This is a genomic window from Saliniferula longa, assembly GCF_050789285.1.
Taxonomy (GTDB): domain Bacteria; phylum Pseudomonadota; class Alphaproteobacteria; order Rhodobacterales; family Rhodobacteraceae; genus CAVPWP01.
The window spans coordinates 642,408-656,242 of record NZ_JBOUVX010000003.1; the positions used below are offsets into that span (position 1 = coordinate 642,408).

Consider the following 13,835-nt stretch of genomic DNA (forward strand, 5'->3'; position numbering starts at 1 on the left):
CGATGCGGACCACAGCAAAATCGGAAACGCCCCTGGTCGAGTTGCGCGACATCTCGATCGCCTTCGGCGGCATCAAGGCGGTCGACCACGTCACCGTCGACCTTTACCCCGGCGAGGTCGTCGGCCTTCTGGGCCACAACGGCGCGGGCAAGTCGACGCTGATCAAGTGCCTGTCGGGCGCCTACAGGATGGATTCGGGCCAGATCCTCATCAACGGCAAGCCCGTCACCATCAACACCCCGCGCGACGCGCGAAAATACAACATCGAGACGATCTACCAGACGCTCGCGCTGGCCGACAATCTCGATGCGGCCTCGAACCTGTTTCTGGGGCGCGAGATCGTGACGCCCCTTGGCATGGTCGACGACGCCGCGATGGAGGCGGAGACGCGCAAGATCATGGGGCGTCTCAACCCCAACTTCCGCAAGTTCTCGGCCCCTGTCTCGGCCCTGTCGGGCGGTCAGCGCCAGTCGGTCGCGATCGCGCGGGCGGTCTACTTCAACGCCAAGATCCTGATCATGGACGAGCCCACCGCGGCGCTTGGCCCGCAGGAAACGCAGATGGTTGCCGAACTGATCGACGAGCTGAAGCGGCAGGGCCTTGGCATCTTCCTCATCGACCACGACGTGCACCAGGTGAAGAACCTGTGCGACCGTGCGGCGGTGATGAAGAACGGCCAGCTGATCGGCGTCGTCAAGGTCGACGAGGTGACCGAGGATGACATCCTCGCCATGATCATCGCGGGAAAGAAACCCGAACACCTGGCGGCGTGATGTACCTTGGACTGGACCTCGGGACCTCGGGACTGAAGGGCCTTCTGATCGACGACCGGCAAGCCGTCATCGCCGAGGCGACGGCGCCGCTGTCGGTCAGCCGCCCCCACGACGGGTGGTCCGAACAGACCCCGGCAGACTGGATCGCCGCGGCCGAGGCGGTGCTTGACGCGCTTGCCGCCGAGACCGCGCTTGGGGCGGTGCGCGGCATCGGCCTGTCGGGCCAGATGCACGGGGCGACACTTCTTGACGCCTCCGACGAGGTGCTGCGGCCCTGCATCCTGTGGAACGACACCCGCAGCCACGTCGAGGCCGCGGCGATGGATGCCGACCCGGCCTGGCGGCGGATCAGCGGCAATGTCGTCTTTCCCGGGTTCACCGCACCGAAGCTTGCCTGGGTGAAGGCGCACGAGCCCGCGGTGTTCGCGCGCGTGGCGCGGGTGCTTCTGCCCAAGGACTACCTCAGGCTCTGGCTGACCGGCAGTCACGTGGCCGAGATGTCGGATGCCGCCGGGACCGGCTGGCTCGACACCGGGGCGCGGGACTGGTCGGACGACCTTTTGGCGCGCTCGGGGCTGTCGCGCGACGCCATGCCCCGTCTCGTCGAAGGCTCGGACGTCTCGGGCACCATCCGGCCCGAACTTGCGCGGCGCTGGGGCCTGCCGGTGACGGCCGTGGTCGCGGGAGGCGGCGGGGACAACGCCGCCTCGGCCATCGGCATGGGCGTCGTCAAGGCGGGACAGGCCTTCGTGTCGCTGGGCACCTCGGGCGTGCTTTTCGCCGCCAACGACGGCTATCGCCCCGCCCCCGAGACGGCGGTGCACACCTTCTGCCACGCCCTGCCCGGCACCTGGCACCAGATGGGCGTGATCCTGGCCGCGACCGATGCCTTGAACTGGTTCGCCGGCATCGCCGGTCAGGATGCCGCGCATCTGACCGCCGACCTCGGGGTGTTGCGGGGCCCGGGGCGGACGCTGTTCCTGCCCTACCTCGGGGGCGAGCGCACGCCGCTCAACAGCGCCGCGATCCGCGGCGCCTTCCTGGGCCTCGAACACGCGACCGACCGCGCGGCGGCGACCCGCGCGGTGCTGGAAGGCGTGGCCTTCGCGCTGGCCGACTGCCGCGACGCGCTGGCCGCCACCGGCACACGGATCGACAGCCTTGTCGCGGTGGGCGGCGGGTCACGGTCGGACTACTGGCTGTCGGTCATCGCGACCGTGCTTGGCACGCCCCTGTCGATCCCCGAGGCAGGCGATTTCGGCGCGGCCTTCGGCGCGGCGCGACTGGGAATGATGGCCGCGACCGGCGACACCGCGCTGGCCACGCCGCCACGCATCACCCGCACGGTCGATCCCGACCCAACCCTTTCTGCCGCCTTCGAGGCCGGACACGCGCGCTACCGCGCGGCCGCCAAAGCGATCCTGGAGCTCTCATGACCGATTTCTTCCGCGACATTCCCCATATCCGCTATGAGGGCCCCGAGACCGACAACGAGTTCGCCTTCCGCCACTACAACCCCGACGAGGTGGTGATGGGCAAGCGGATGGAGGATCACCTGCGCTTCGCGGTGGCCTACTGGCACAGCTTCGCCTGGCCGGGCGGCGACCCCTTCGGCGGGCAGACCTTCGACCGGCCGTGGTTCGGCGACACGATGGACCTGGCGAAGCTGAAGGCCGACGTGGCCTTCGAGATGTTCGCGATCCTCGGCCAGCCCTTCTTCTGCTTTCACGACGCCGACGTGCGGCCCGAAGGCGCGTCCTTCGCGGACTCGACCGCGCGGCTTGACGAGATCGTCGATTACTTCGCGGCGAAGATGGAGACGTCGAAGACACGCCTTCTGTGGGGCACGGCGAACCTTTTCACGCATCGCCGCTTCATGTCCGGGGCCGCGACCAACCCCGACCCCGAGGTCTTCGCCTATGCCGGCGCGACCGTGAAATCCTGCATCGACGCGACGCACCGGCTGGGCGGGCGGAACTATGTGCTGTGGGGCGGGCGCGAAGGCTACGAGACGCTGCTGAACACCGACCTCGGGCGCGAGCGCGAGCAGGCCGGGCGGTTCCTGTCGATGGTCGTCGACTACAAGCACCGCATCGGCTTCAAGGGCGCGATCCTGATCGAGCCGAAGCCGCAGGAACCCTCGAAGCACCAGTACGACTATGACGTCGCCACGGTCTATGGCTTCCTCAAGGACTTCGGCCTTGAAAAGGAAGTGAAGGTCAACATCGAACAGGGCCACGCCATCCTTGCGGGCCACAGCTTCGAGCACGAGATCGCGCTGGCCGCGTCGCTTGGCATCTTCGGGTCGATCGACATGAACCGGAACGATTATCAGTCGGGCTGGGACACCGACCAGTTCCCGAACAACCACGCCGAAAAGGCGCTGGCCTTCTACGAGATCCTGCGCGCGGGCGGCTACACCACCGGCGGCACCAACTTCGACGCCAAGATCCGCCGCCAGTCGCTTGATCCCGCCGACCTGATCCTGGCCCATGTGGGCGGCATGGACACCTGCGCGCGCGCCTTCAAGGCGGCGGCGGCGATGCTTCAGGATGGCACGCTGGAACGGCTGCGCACCGAACGCTATGCGGGCTGGGATACGGCCGAAGGCAAGGCCGCGCTGACCGGCACGCTCGAGGATCTCGAGGCGCGCGTGATCAAGGGCGCCCTGAACCCGCAGCCCCGTTCGGGCCGGCAGGAGCGGCTTGAGAACCTCGTCAACCGCTTCGTCTGAGGGCGGTGTCGCCCGGATTGGCCGCGCCGCACGGACGGTGCAAACCTGCCTTTGGGTAGGGGACCGGGGACGGGATTGACTACCGCCCCCGCCGGCGCACGTTCCCGCCGCGCTGCCCGGCCCGTCCTGCCGTGCTGCGGCCGCTGGTTTTGGCGCCTTCCTCGACCGCCTTCTCGACGGCGTATTGCCGCGCAAGGGGGTCGTCGCTGATCACCAGGTCCACCGTTTCCAGGCGCTTGATCTCGTCGCGCAGCCGCGCGGCTTCCTCGAACTCGAGGTTCTCGGCGGCCTTGCGCATGTCGGCGCGCAGTCCGTCCAGCACCGCCTCCAGGTTGGCGCCGTGCAGCGGCTTGTCGATCTTCGCCGTCACGCGGCTCATGTCGGTGTCGCCCTTGTAGAGGCCGGACAACACGTCCTCGACGTTCTTCTTCACGGTCTCGGGCGTGATCCCGTGTTCGATGTTGTAGGCCATTTGCTTGGTGCGGCGGCGTTCGGTTTCCTTCAGCGCGCGCTCCATGCTGCCGGTGATGCGGTCGGCGTACATGATGACGCGGCCTTCGGCATTGCGCGCGGCCCGCCCGATCGTCTGGATCAGCGAGGTTTCCGAACGCAGGAAGCCTTCCTTGTCGGCGTCCAGAATGGCCACCAGCCCGCATTCGGGAATGTCGAGGCCTTCGCGCAGAAGGTTGATGCCCACAAGCACGTCGAAGGCGCCCAGACGCAGGTCGCGCAGGATCTCGATCCGTTCGATCGTGTCGATGTCCGAATGCATGTAGCGCACGCGAATGCCCTGTTCGTGCAGGTATTCGGTCAGGTCCTCGGCCATGCGCTTGGTCAGCGTCGTGACCAGCGTGCGCATCCCGCGCTGGGCGACCTTGCGCACCTCGTCGAGAAGGTCGTCGACCTGCATCGACACGGGGCGGATCTCGACCTCGGGGTCCAGAAGGCCGGTGGGGCGGATGACCTGTTCGGTGAAGACGCCGCCGGCCTGCTCGAGCTCCCACGCGGCGGGCGTGGCGCTGACGAAGACCGACTGCGGGCGCATGGCGTCCCATTCCTCGAATTTCAGGGGGCGGTTGTCCATACAAGACGGCAGGCGGAAGCCGTGTTCGGCCAGCGTGAACTTGCGCCGGTAGTCGCCCCGGTACATGCCGCCGATCTGCGGGACGCTGACGTGGCATTCGTCGGCGAAGACGATCGCATGGTCGGGGATGAACTCGAACAGCGTGGGCGGCGGCTCTCCCGGGGCGCGGCCGGTCAGATAGCGGCTGTAGTTCTCGATCCCGTTGCACACGCCCGTCGCCTCGAGCATCTCGAGGTCGAAGTTGGTGCGCTGCTCGAGCCGCTGCGCCTCGAGCAGCTTGCCCTCGTTGACCAGTTGATCAAGGCGCTGGCGCAGTTCCTTCCGGATGCCCACGATCGCCTGCTGAAGCGTTGGCTTCGGCGTCACGTAGTGGCTGTTGGCATAGATGCGGATGCGTTCGAAGCTGTCGGTCTTCGCACCCGTCAGCGGATCGAATTCGGTGATCGATTCCAGCTCTTCGCCGAAGAAAGACAGCTTCCACGCCCGGTCTTCGAGGTGGGCCGGCCAGACCTCGAGGCTGTCGCCGCGCACGCGGAAGGACCCGCGCTGGAAGGCCTGGTCGTTGCGGCGGTACTGCTGGGCCACGAGGTCGGCCATGACCCGGCGCTGGTCATAGCTTTTCCCGATCTCGAGGTCCTGGGTCATGGCGCCATAGGTTTCGACCGACCCGATGCCGTAGATGCACGACACCGAGGCGACGATGATGACGTCGTCGCGTTCCAGAAGCGCCCGCGTGGCCGAGTGGCGCATGCGGTCGATCTGTTCGTTGATCTGGGATTCCTTCTCGATATAGGTGTCCGAGCGCGGCACATAGGCTTCGGGCTGGTAGTAGTCGTAGTAGCTGACGAAATACTCGACCGCATTCTCGGGGAAGAAGCCCTTGAACTCGCCGTAAAGCTGGGCGGCAAGTGTCTTGTTGGGGGCCAGGATGATCGCGGGGCGCTGGGTCTCTTCGATCACCTTGGCCATGGTGAAGGTCTTGCCGGTGCCGGTCGCGCCGAGAAGGACCTGGTTGCGTTCGCCCGACAGCACGCCCGCCGAAAGTTCGGCAATGGCCGTGGGCTGGTCGCCGGCGGCCCGGAAATCGGTGTGCATCACGAAGCGCCGCCCCCCTTCGAGCTTGTCGCGGGCGCGGACGTCTCCGGCAGGGGCAGACACGGGGGCAGAGGCAGGGGCGGTCAGGCTGGACTCGGGCATGGGCGATTCCCTTCGCGGCCCCTCAGATTTGATCACTTTTTGTTCCGGTTCAACCAGCGGCACACACCGCGCAGGGCCCGATCTTCGTGCGTTTGGGCAGAATGCGGCCCAAGATCACGCCGACGCGACCAGATTTTCCTTGCGCGTGAACATATGTATCGCATAGGTTGTAAAGGCAAGCAGCAGTACTACCGGCTGCCGGCCAGACCCAGAACCACCCCACCCCTCACTCCTGTGTCCGGCCGGCAGCCACTTTCCGGCGTGCCGGCAAGCCGGATCGTCGTTCCGCGACGAAGACGCGTCTTGCCCTGATGACGGAATTTTTCCATAGAGACAGGCGCAACGGTCCGACGGAGTCCTTTCATGCGCGCACGCATCTTCCAGCCCGCCCGCACGGCGATGTCGTCGGGCACGGCGAAGACCCGGCACTGGGTTCTTGAATTCGCGCCGGAAAGCGCGCGGGACATCGACCCGCTGATGGGCTGGACCAGTTCGTCCGACACCCAAAGCCAGGTGCGGCTGCGCTTCGAAACGAAGGACGAGGCGATCGACTACGCCAAGGAGCACGGGATCGACGCACTGGTGTCCGAGCCCAAGGCCCGCAAGCCCAACCTGCGCCAGCGCGGCTATGGCGAAAACTTCGCCACCGACCGCCGGGGCGCCTGGACGCACTGAGCGACAGGGCTCTGCGCGCGGTCTCAGCTTTCGCTTGAACCGGCGCCGGGCTTCGCCCAGAAAGGCGCCGGTGCGGTCCCGTAGCTCAACTGGATAGAGCAGCCGACTTCTAATCGGCAGGTTGAGGGTTCGATTCCTTCCGGGATCGCCACCTTGCGTTGCTGCCGTCATGACACCAATGGTGTGCGACAACCGCTTTTGTGCGCGCCCCCGTCACGGACAAACTGCGGCCCGACCTCCTTTGGAGCACCCATCTGAGTTGGTCCACCGTTAAGTTTGGGAAACGGAGGACAGAGAATTGCGACCAGGCGACACAAGCCAAAGGAAATAGCTCAGAATCCACGGCAGGTTGGCGTGCTCGTGGGCCACGGGAAGCCGGGGAAGGCGAAGGACGTTCGCGGTCGGACTGCGTGACCGCGCGTCTATTCCGGCTTATCAACGCCCACCTCCGGCAGGCCTTTTCCCTTGCCGCTCTGCTCTGCGCTGGGCGCGCTTGTTGTCCGGAGGAGCAAGATCGCGACCCGCCCCGTCATGGGCCACATGTATCGTTTCGTATTCTCGATCACTTGAGCGGCCACCACAGGAAACTGGCCGACCCGGCCGGGCACTCTTTCCCCCCTTTGGCAACTTGGACGCCCTACCGCGTGCCCGACACCTGTCGCGCCAGCCACTGCCGCCAGCCGCGCGGCTCTGGCACCCCGAAGGTGACTTCGCGCGGGCGTGCCCCCGGGCCGGGCGGGAGCGGGTCGTCAAGGACGGCGCGCATGAGCTCGGGCAGGCGTCCGATGGCCGACACATGGTGGACCACCCCGTGATCGGACAGGTCCGGAACCTTCAGGCGGGTTCCGCCGTAAAGCGCCGTCAGCATCGCGGCATGGGCGGCGTCGGGGGCGTTGCCTTCGGCGAAAACGGCGCACAGCGGCGCGGCGAGATGGGACAGGCACTCGCACAGTGGATCGAAGGCGGGCGGCATCGGCTGCCCGGCGAGAAGGCGCAGAGGATCGCTGCGCGGCAGCGCGCCGAAGGCGATGGCGCGTTCGCACCCCGCCAGCCGGCCGAAGCCCAGCGCCGCCCCACCCCCCCGCGAGACGCCCATCGCGACATGGCGCGCGTAGCCGCCCGCGCGGACACGTGCGCCGACCGCCGCGACCAGTTCGGGCAGGCCGTCGGCAAGACCCGGGCAGCCGGCGCGAAAATGGCGGCCCGTGCGGTCGCGCAGGATCAGCACTTCTACGCGGCGCGCATCGAGCGCCTGCAGGAAGACCGGCGTCCAGGTCCCCGGCCGGCTTGCGGCGCCGGCAAAGACCGTCAGGTGCGTCCGGCCGCGTGACGGGCCGGGGGCGGCGTAGTGGCTGTGATCCGCGGCGTCCTCGGTCAGCCGAAAGGGCTGCAGCGCCATGCCGGCCAGCCGCTCGGCCGCGCGCCGGCCTTCAAGTGCCGCGCGCGCCTCGGGCCGGGCATCGGCCAGGCAGGCGAGGGCCGTGAGATAGTCTGCCGGCGGCAGGCGCGACTCCATCTCCAGCAGTGCCGCCTCGGCGGCGCGGTCCCGGGCCGCGAGGTAGCGGTCGCACAGGGCCGCCGCGGTCGGAGACAGCGCGGCCGGCGCGTCATTCATCCCGGCGGCCCTTCGCCTCCACGACCTGCGCCAGATGCCCAACAAGCGTGTCGAGCGTGCCCGCGCCGGCGACCTCGTCGTCGTCCAGCTCGATCCCAAGCGCCTCTTCAAGCTGCATCATCACCTCGAAGCGCGTCAGGCTGTCGAGTTCGAGCACGTCGAAAGGCACGTCCTCGCCGCGGGCGATCGCGCCGGCGAAAAGGGGATTGCCGCGCACCCCGGCCGAGGCGTCAAGCGCGTCGATCACCAGCGCGCGGATCTGATGTCCGGTCTCGGTCACGGATCAGGCCACCTTCAGGCGGAAGGGTTCGGGGAAGGCGAAGACGTCGTCCTTTCGCAGCGCGAAGGCCGTGACCTCGGGCCGGCCCGGAAGCGTGGCGACGTGGCGTCCGATCTCGCGCCAGAGGTCGAGCGCGGGCGTGCGCCCCAGGCACAGATGCGCCCCCGCGCCGAAGAAGCCCAGCATCTCGCCCACGCCGGTCTCGTGCAGCTGGAGCGCCGCGCGCAGGGTATCGCCGGGGCGCAGGTCGTGGTTGCCAAGTCTGCCCTCGGCCACGGCGACCCGGTCGACGAAGGGCACGCCGGTCGCCGGCGGCGCCTCGGGCCAGTCGAGGTCCGCGAAGGGCCGCCCCTCGCGGAACAGCGCGTGAAGGCTGCGCGCAAGCGTGCCGATCAGCGCGTCGCGCCCCAGGATGACAAGGGCCATGCGCTGCCCGATGTCGTCTTCGGCGGCGTCCGGGAATGCCGCCACGACCCGCGCGCGCAATGCGCGCAACTCGCCCTCGAGCCGCACCCGGCGCGCGGGTCCAAGGATCTCGCTGAACAGGCGCGAGACAAGCTCGCCCTCGCCGGGGCCAAGCCCGACGCCCGACAGCTCCTCCAGCACGTCGCCCACCAGCGGGACGACGACCTCGGCCATCATGTCCACGTCGCCGGGGGCGGCCAGCGCCTCGAGGCGCGCCGCGACAAGCGTGGGCATTCGGGCGCGCAGTATCGGCAGGCGCGGCGCCATCATCGCGGCCAGCGCCCGGCGCATCGGCGCATGGCGCGACCGGTCGGCCGCCAGCGGCAGGGCGCGCAACGCGAAGACCGTGGTCGAGAAGTCAAGCCCGGTGCGCGCCGACAGAACCGCGATCCGGTCGGCGAAGGGCACGACGTCGAGAAGCGGCGAGGTCAGGACCGATGCGGGATCGGGCGGGTCTGCGACGACGCCGCCGCCCGCAGGACGATCCCGGTCATCGACACAGCCCATGCGCCACCTGCCCCCAAAAGACGAACATCCCGACGGCAGGCTACACGGTTGCAATCGCTTGGCAAGCGCCGCTCAGGTGTTGAACAGAAAATGCATCACGTCGCCGTCCTGAACGACGTAGGTCTTGCCTTCGGCGCGCATCTTGCCTGCGTCCTTGGCGCCCTGTTCGCCGCCACAGGCGACATAGTCGTCATAGGCGATCGTCTCGGCCCGAATGAAGCCCTTTTCGAAATCGCCGTGGATCACGCCTGCCGCCTGCGGGGCGCGGGTGCCCACGGGAATCGTCCAGGCGCGCGCCTCTTTCGGCCCGGCCGTGAAATAGGTCTGAAGGTGCAAAAGCGCGTAGCCCGCGCGGATCATCCGGTCGAGCCCCGCCTCGTGCAGCCCCAGCTCCTCGAGGAACATTCCGGCTTCCTCGGGGTCAAGCTGGCTGATCTCCTCCTCGATCTGCGCCGAGATCACGACCGAGGCCGCGCCCTGCGCCGCCGCCATCTTGGCCACCGCGTCGGACAGCGCGTTGCCGCTGGCGGCATGGGCCTCGTCGACGTTGCAGACGTAAAGGACGGGCTTCGAGGTCAGAAGCTGAAGTCCGGACCAGGCCTTGGCGTCCTCGTCGGGCACCGCGACGGTCCGCGCCGGGCGACCGGCCTCGAGCGCGGCCTGCGCGGCCTTGAGAAGCCGCTCCTGCTGGATCGCGTCCTTTTCGCCGCCGCGCACCTTGCGGCTCAGGTTCTGCAAGCGCTTCTCGACCGACTCGAGGTCGGCGAGCATCAGTTCGGTCTCGATCGTCTCGGCGTCGGCCACCGGGTCGACGCGCCCCTCGACATGGGTGACGTCCCCATCCTCGAAACAGCGCAGCACATGGGCGATGGCGTCGCATTCGCGGATGTTCGCAAGGAACTGGTTGCCTAGCCCCTCGCCCTTCGAGGCGCCCTTCACGAGGCCCGCGATGTCGACGAAAGTCATTCGCGTCGGGACGATCTGCTTCGAGCCCGCGATTCGGGCCAGCGTGTCAAGGCGGGCGTCCGGCACCGCGACTTCACCCACGTTGGGTTCGATCGTGCAGAAGGGGAAATTGGCAGCCTGCGCCGCCGCCGTCCGCGTCAGCGCGTTGAAAAGCGTCGACTTGCCGACGTTCGGCAGCCCCACGATCCCGGTCTTGAAGCCCATCCGTCCGCTCCCTTTCGCTTGTGCGCGCCTCATACTGACAACGCGCGCGCGCCGCAACGCCGGGCGTGATAGAGTCTCGATGCAGGCTCCCGGCTGCTGCAGCCACACCGGAGGATCGACGATGCAACCAATCCCCTACCTCTTCTTCACCGACCGCTGCGCCGAGGCGATGCGGTTCTATGCCGATGTGTTCGGATCCCCCGAGCCCGAGATCATGCCTTTCTCCGCCATGCCCGAGGATGAGCGGACGAAGATGCCCGGAATGCCCGACGACGCCGTGATGCACGCCTCGGTCCGCGTCGGCGACGGGTGGCTTTTCGCCAGCGACGACCCTTCGGGCAGCACGCCGCCGATGGCGGGGGCCTCGGTGAACGTGTCGCTGCCGAACGCCGACGAGGCGAGGCGCGTCTTTGCCCGTCTGGCGGATGGCGGCGAGGTGCGGATGCCGCTTGAGGCGACCTTCTGGACACCGGCCTTCGGCGCGCTGACCGATCGCTTCGGCACCAGATGGATGATCATGGCCGACAGCCCGCCACCGGCCTGAGGCCCGCGCAGGCCGGCCCTAGCGGTTCTCGCGCCAGGCGCGTTCGCGCCGGTCCTCGCGGGCCTGGAAGATCAGGATCCAGGCCAGGATGACGAACATCGGATGGGTCAGCCCGCCCGAGAAGACCAGCGCCGGAATCCAGATCAGGAAAACGACGAGGGCGATGATCAGTCGACCCGCGATGAGGATCGACAGCGGTGGAAGCAGCAGGGCAAGCACGTAATTCATGCCGCGCAGATAGGCGCGCGCCCGTTCCGCCGCAAGCCCGCCGCGCCGTGGCCGCGGATACCGTGCAATCGCGCCCTTGCATCCGCCCGCGCCTTGGGCGAGAGCAAGGGCGGACGTGAACGGAGGGATGGCCCATGACCCGCATCGACGCCACCTTCACCCGGCTCAACGCCGAGGGGAAGAAGGCCTTCGTGGCCTATCTGATGGCCGGGGACCCGGATTACGACACCTCGCTTGAGATCGTGAAGGGGTTGCCCGCCGCGGGTGTCGACATCATCGAGCTTGGGATGCCCTTCACCGACCCCATGGCGGACGGCCCGACGATCCAGCTTGCCGGCCAGCGCGCGCTGGAATCCGGGCAGACGCTGCAACGGACGCTCGACATGGCGGCCGAGTTCCGCAAGGGCGACGACACGACCCCGATCGTGATGATGGGTTACTACAACCCGATCTATTCGCGCGGCGTCGACCGCTTTCTGGCGGACGCCTGCGCCGCGGGCATCGATGGGCTGATCGTGGTGGACCTGCCCCCCGAGGAGGACGACGAACTCTGCCTCCCGGCCCAGAAGGCGGGGCTGAACTTCATCCGTCTTGCCACGCCCACGACCGACGACAAGCGCCTGCCCAAGGTGCTTCAGAATACAAGCGGGTTCGTCTACTACGTCTCGATCACCGGGATCACCGGGGCGGCCAACGCGGTGGCCGGCGACGTCGGCCCCGAGGTGGCGCGGATCAAGGCGAAAACCGACCTGCCGGTGATCGTGGGCTTCGGCATCAAGACGCCCGAGGCGGCGCAGACCATCGCGGGCATCGCCGACGGTGCGGTGGTGGGTTCGGCCATCGTCGAGCGGATCGCAAAGGGCGACAGCGCCGAGACGGTGCTGGCCTTCGTCAGCTCTCTGGCCGAGGGCGCACACCGGGCGTAGGGCCGCCAGTCTCGTTCCGCTCGCCGTCGAGGTAGGCGCGCAGGTCGCCCAGAAGCGGAAGCACGTCGGCCACCCGACCGGGCGCGATGACCGCGGCGATCCGGGCGATGTCCGGGCCAAGGTCCGTGATCGCCTGATCGCGGAAGGCGCGGCCGGCGTCCGTCAGCATCACGCATTTCGACCGGCCGTCCTTCGGGTTCGGAACCACGGCGACCAGCCCCGCCTTCTCGAGCCCCTGAAGCGTGTGCGTCATCGTGGTCTTGGGCACCTGGAAGGCGCGCGCGATCTGAAGCGGCGTCCGCCCATCGCCCAGGCGCACCAGGTGGTTCAGAACCGCGAAGTGCGACACGAGGAAGCCCTCGGGCAGGCGCCGCTCGAAAAGGCTGCCCGAGAGCTGCGCGATGATCGCGATCTCGTTGAAGAGGGCGAAGTAGATCGCGGTGTTGGGATCAGGTTTCGACAATCTTCGCGTCCAGCGGCCAGCGGGGGCTTGGCGGGACGGTCGGTCCATAACCAAGGCGCGCCCACATTTGCACGGTTCCGCCGCCGGGGGCCAGCATCTCGTGCACCTGGCGGTAAAGGCCAGCCATCTCGGGGAATTCCTGCAAGGCCTGGCTGAGCGGCTGCATCCCGACTCCCAGCGCCGTGGCCGCAAGGTTCATCCGCACCCAGTCCTGGCCGGCGACGATCTGTTCGGCCCGGCTGTTGCCCGGCGTCACCTGCCACAGATGCGCCATGCCGGTCTGCATGTTGCGGGTGACCATGTCGATCGCCGAGCGCGACGGGATGCTGTCGGGGTCGAGCGAGGCCTCGCGCGTGAACAGCCGGGTCAGCCGCAGCGTCTCGAACATCGGGCCCGAGAAATCGATGCCGTCGGGATTTGCGTCGACCTCGCCCGCGCCGATGCGGAACAGATCGACGCTTTCCTTCAGCGTGCGGTGGGTCGCGAACTCGATCTCGAAGGCTTCGGTAGATATGTCGCGCATGACCTGCACCTGCGCCGGGTCGTTCGTCGTGTCGATGCGCGTGATCAGGGCCGCAGACGCGATTTGGGTCAGGATCTCGGCCGGAACGGGCCGCGCGGTGTCATAGGGTTCCTTGAGCGTGCGCCGGTGCGGGATCTGCGCGAACAGCGGATCGCGCGCGATGCCGGCATCGGCGACGAAGACCGCGCGCGCGACCGGCCGGCCGTCAAGGCCCGCCGGATCCTCGCCTTCCGGGAAGAGCGCCAGATCGACGCGGAAGCCGTCTTCGGCCGCCGCCATGCGCATGAGTTCAAGAAAACAGCCCAGGCCGATGGTGATCTGGCGATTGTAGGGGTCGGTCTCGGGCAGAAGGCGGTCGGTGTCGACGTAAAGCGTCACCTCCCCTTCGGTCGACAGATCGGCAAGCCAAGGCTGCCGATTGTGCGGGTTGGGCGCAAGCAGCGCCCAGGACAGGGCGCGGCGGCGCGGCTCGTCATAGGCGCCGGCCGCCTCCCAAGGAGCAAGAGCGGTGCGCGGCGTGCGGGTCACGGCAATGCCCGCACCAGTGGTGGCGGCAAGGATGACGCCGCCACCCAGAAGGGCGAGAGTCTTTCGGCGGGACAGGGACATGGAAACCTCCATTGGTTCGATATCGAACTATATAGTGCGATA

General features: G+C 68.0%; 14 protein-coding genes and 1 tRNA gene. 7 read left to right on the forward strand and 8 right to left on the reverse strand.

Annotation, left to right across the window (positions count from 1 at the left end):
• Nucleotides 1-2 precede the first annotated feature (2 nt).
• Genes ACRDNQ_RS16110 through xylA form a run of 3 tightly spaced genes read left to right on the forward strand, consistent with a single transcriptional unit; the run spans nucleotide 3 to nucleotide 3,507 of the window.
• Complete coding sequence (locus tag ACRDNQ_RS16110) at nucleotides 3-773, forward strand: ATP-binding cassette domain-containing protein (protein WP_431829712.1); 771 nt, start codon at nucleotides 3-5, stop codon at nucleotides 771-773.
• Nucleotides 773-2,209 (forward strand): xylulokinase, encoded by a 1,437-nt coding sequence (gene xylB / locus ACRDNQ_RS16115; protein WP_431829713.1) that lies wholly within the window; start codon nucleotides 773-775, stop codon nucleotides 2,207-2,209. The genes ACRDNQ_RS16110 and xylB overlap by 1 nt, the downstream gene beginning before the upstream one ends.
• Complete coding sequence (gene xylA, locus ACRDNQ_RS16120; protein ID WP_431829714.1) at nucleotides 2,206-3,507, forward strand: xylose isomerase; 1,302 nt, start codon at nucleotides 2,206-2,208, stop codon at nucleotides 3,505-3,507. The genes xylB and xylA overlap by 4 nt, the downstream gene beginning before the upstream one ends.
• A 79-nt stretch (nucleotides 3,508-3,586) precedes the next feature.
• Here the strand turns inward: xylA and uvrB are convergent, their stop codons facing one another.
• Complete coding sequence (uvrB, locus tag ACRDNQ_RS16125; RefSeq protein WP_431829715.1) at nucleotides 3,587-5,788, reverse strand: excinuclease ABC subunit UvrB; 2,202 nt, start codon at nucleotides 5,786-5,788, stop codon at nucleotides 3,587-3,589.
• A gap of 363 nt (nucleotides 5,789-6,151) precedes the next feature.
• Between uvrB and ACRDNQ_RS16130 the strand changes: the two genes are divergently transcribed.
• Both ACRDNQ_RS16130 and ACRDNQ_RS16135 read left to right on the forward strand, forming a co-directional pair.
• Nucleotides 6,152-6,463 (forward strand): ETC complex I subunit, encoded by a 312-nt coding sequence (locus ACRDNQ_RS16130; protein WP_431829716.1) that lies wholly within the window; start codon nucleotides 6,152-6,154, stop codon nucleotides 6,461-6,463.
• Nucleotides 6,464-6,537: 74 nt separating this feature from the next.
• Nucleotides 6,538-6,614 (forward strand) — tRNA-Arg (locus tag ACRDNQ_RS16135).
• A 486-nt stretch (nucleotides 6,615-7,100) separates the two neighbouring features.
• Here the strand turns inward: ACRDNQ_RS16135 and ACRDNQ_RS16140 are convergent.
• From ACRDNQ_RS16140 to ychF, 4 genes are all read right to left on the reverse strand, one after another.
• Entirely contained in the window at nucleotides 7,101-8,078 is a 978-nt protein-coding gene (locus ACRDNQ_RS16140) for a hypothetical protein (protein ID WP_431829717.1), read from the reverse strand.
• Nucleotides 8,071-8,358: an acyl carrier protein gene (locus ACRDNQ_RS16145; RefSeq protein ID WP_431829718.1), complete on the reverse strand. Its 288-nt coding sequence runs from the start codon at nucleotides 8,356-8,358 to the stop codon at nucleotides 8,071-8,073. Before ACRDNQ_RS16145 ends, ACRDNQ_RS16140 begins: the two co-directional genes overlap by 8 nt.
• Nucleotides 8,359-8,361: 3 nt before the next feature.
• Nucleotides 8,362-9,330, reverse strand: coding sequence for a hypothetical protein (locus tag ACRDNQ_RS16150; protein ID WP_431829719.1), 969 nt, complete (start codon nucleotides 9,328-9,330; stop codon nucleotides 8,362-8,364).
• A gap of 72 nt (nucleotides 9,331-9,402) precedes the next feature.
• Nucleotides 9,403-10,500 carry a redox-regulated ATPase YchF gene (gene ychF / locus ACRDNQ_RS16155; protein WP_431829720.1) on the reverse strand — a complete coding sequence of 366 codons (1,098 nt, stop codon included), beginning with the start codon at nucleotides 10,498-10,500 and terminating at the stop codon, nucleotides 9,403-9,405.
• A 121-nt stretch (nucleotides 10,501-10,621) separates the two neighbouring features.
• Here ychF and ACRDNQ_RS16160 point away from each other — a divergent pair, with 121 nt between their 5' ends.
• Nucleotides 10,622-11,044, forward strand: coding sequence for a VOC family protein (locus tag ACRDNQ_RS16160; protein WP_431829721.1), 423 nt, complete (start codon nucleotides 10,622-10,624; stop codon nucleotides 11,042-11,044).
• Nucleotides 11,045-11,062: 18 nt separating this feature from the next.
• On the opposite strand, the gene ACRDNQ_RS16165 is transcribed toward ACRDNQ_RS16160, so the two are convergent.
• A complete protein-coding gene (locus tag ACRDNQ_RS16165; RefSeq protein WP_431829722.1) occupies nucleotides 11,063-11,272 on the reverse strand; it encodes a hypothetical protein in 210 nt (69 codons plus the stop codon).
• Between the two features lie 134 nt (nucleotides 11,273-11,406).
• On the opposite strand from ACRDNQ_RS16165, the gene trpA reads away from it, so the two are divergent.
• A complete protein-coding gene (gene trpA / locus ACRDNQ_RS16170; protein ID WP_431829723.1) occupies nucleotides 11,407-12,198 on the forward strand; it encodes a tryptophan synthase subunit alpha in 792 nt (263 codons plus the stop codon).
• Here trpA and ACRDNQ_RS16175 read toward each other — a convergent pair.
• Both ACRDNQ_RS16175 and ACRDNQ_RS16180 read right to left on the reverse strand, forming a co-directional pair.
• A complete protein-coding gene (locus tag ACRDNQ_RS16175; RefSeq protein ID WP_431829724.1) occupies nucleotides 12,164-12,661 on the reverse strand; it encodes a MarR family winged helix-turn-helix transcriptional regulator in 498 nt (165 codons plus the stop codon). The genes trpA and ACRDNQ_RS16175 overlap by 35 nt on opposite strands.
• Nucleotides 12,648-13,793: an Acg family FMN-binding oxidoreductase gene (locus ACRDNQ_RS16180; RefSeq protein WP_431829725.1), complete on the reverse strand. Its 1,146-nt coding sequence runs from the start codon at nucleotides 13,791-13,793 to the stop codon at nucleotides 12,648-12,650. The genes ACRDNQ_RS16175 and ACRDNQ_RS16180 overlap by 14 nt, the downstream gene beginning before the upstream one ends.
• Nucleotides 13,794-13,835: the final 42 nt, after the last annotated feature.

Coding starts and splice junctions, on each gene's coding strand:
- ychF (WP_431829720.1), bottom strand. CDS start 10,500: ATGGGCTTCAAGACCGGGATCGTGGGGCTGCCGAACGTCGGCAAGTCG.
- xylA (WP_431829714.1), top strand. CDS start 2,206: ATGACCGATTTCTTCCGCGACATTCCCCATATCCGCTATGAGGGCCCC.
- ACRDNQ_RS16150 (WP_431829719.1), bottom strand. CDS start 9,330: ATGGGCTGTGTCGATGACCGGGATCGTCCTGCGGGCGGCGGCGTCGTC.
- ACRDNQ_RS16140 (WP_431829717.1), bottom strand. CDS start 8,078: ATGAATGACGCGCCGGCCGCGCTGTCTCCGACCGCGGCGGCCCTGTGC.
- trpA (WP_431829723.1), top strand. CDS start 11,407: ATGACCCGCATCGACGCCACCTTCACCCGGCTCAACGCCGAGGGGAAG.
- ACRDNQ_RS16110 (WP_431829712.1), top strand. CDS start 3: ATGCGGACCACAGCAAAATCGGAAACGCCCCTGGTCGAGTTGCGCGAC.
- uvrB (WP_431829715.1), bottom strand. CDS start 5,788: ATGCCCGAGTCCAGCCTGACCGCCCCTGCCTCTGCCCCCGTGTCTGCC.
- xylB (WP_431829713.1), top strand. CDS start 773: ATGTACCTTGGACTGGACCTCGGGACCTCGGGACTGAAGGGCCTTCTG.
- ACRDNQ_RS16130 (WP_431829716.1), top strand. CDS start 6,152: ATGCGCGCACGCATCTTCCAGCCCGCCCGCACGGCGATGTCGTCGGGC.
- ACRDNQ_RS16160 (WP_431829721.1), top strand. CDS start 10,622: ATGCAACCAATCCCCTACCTCTTCTTCACCGACCGCTGCGCCGAGGCG.
- ACRDNQ_RS16180 (WP_431829725.1), bottom strand. CDS start 13,793: ATGTCCCTGTCCCGCCGAAAGACTCTCGCCCTTCTGGGTGGCGGCGTC.
- ACRDNQ_RS16165 (WP_431829722.1), bottom strand. CDS start 11,272: ATGAATTACGTGCTTGCCCTGCTGCTTCCACCGCTGTCGATCCTCATC.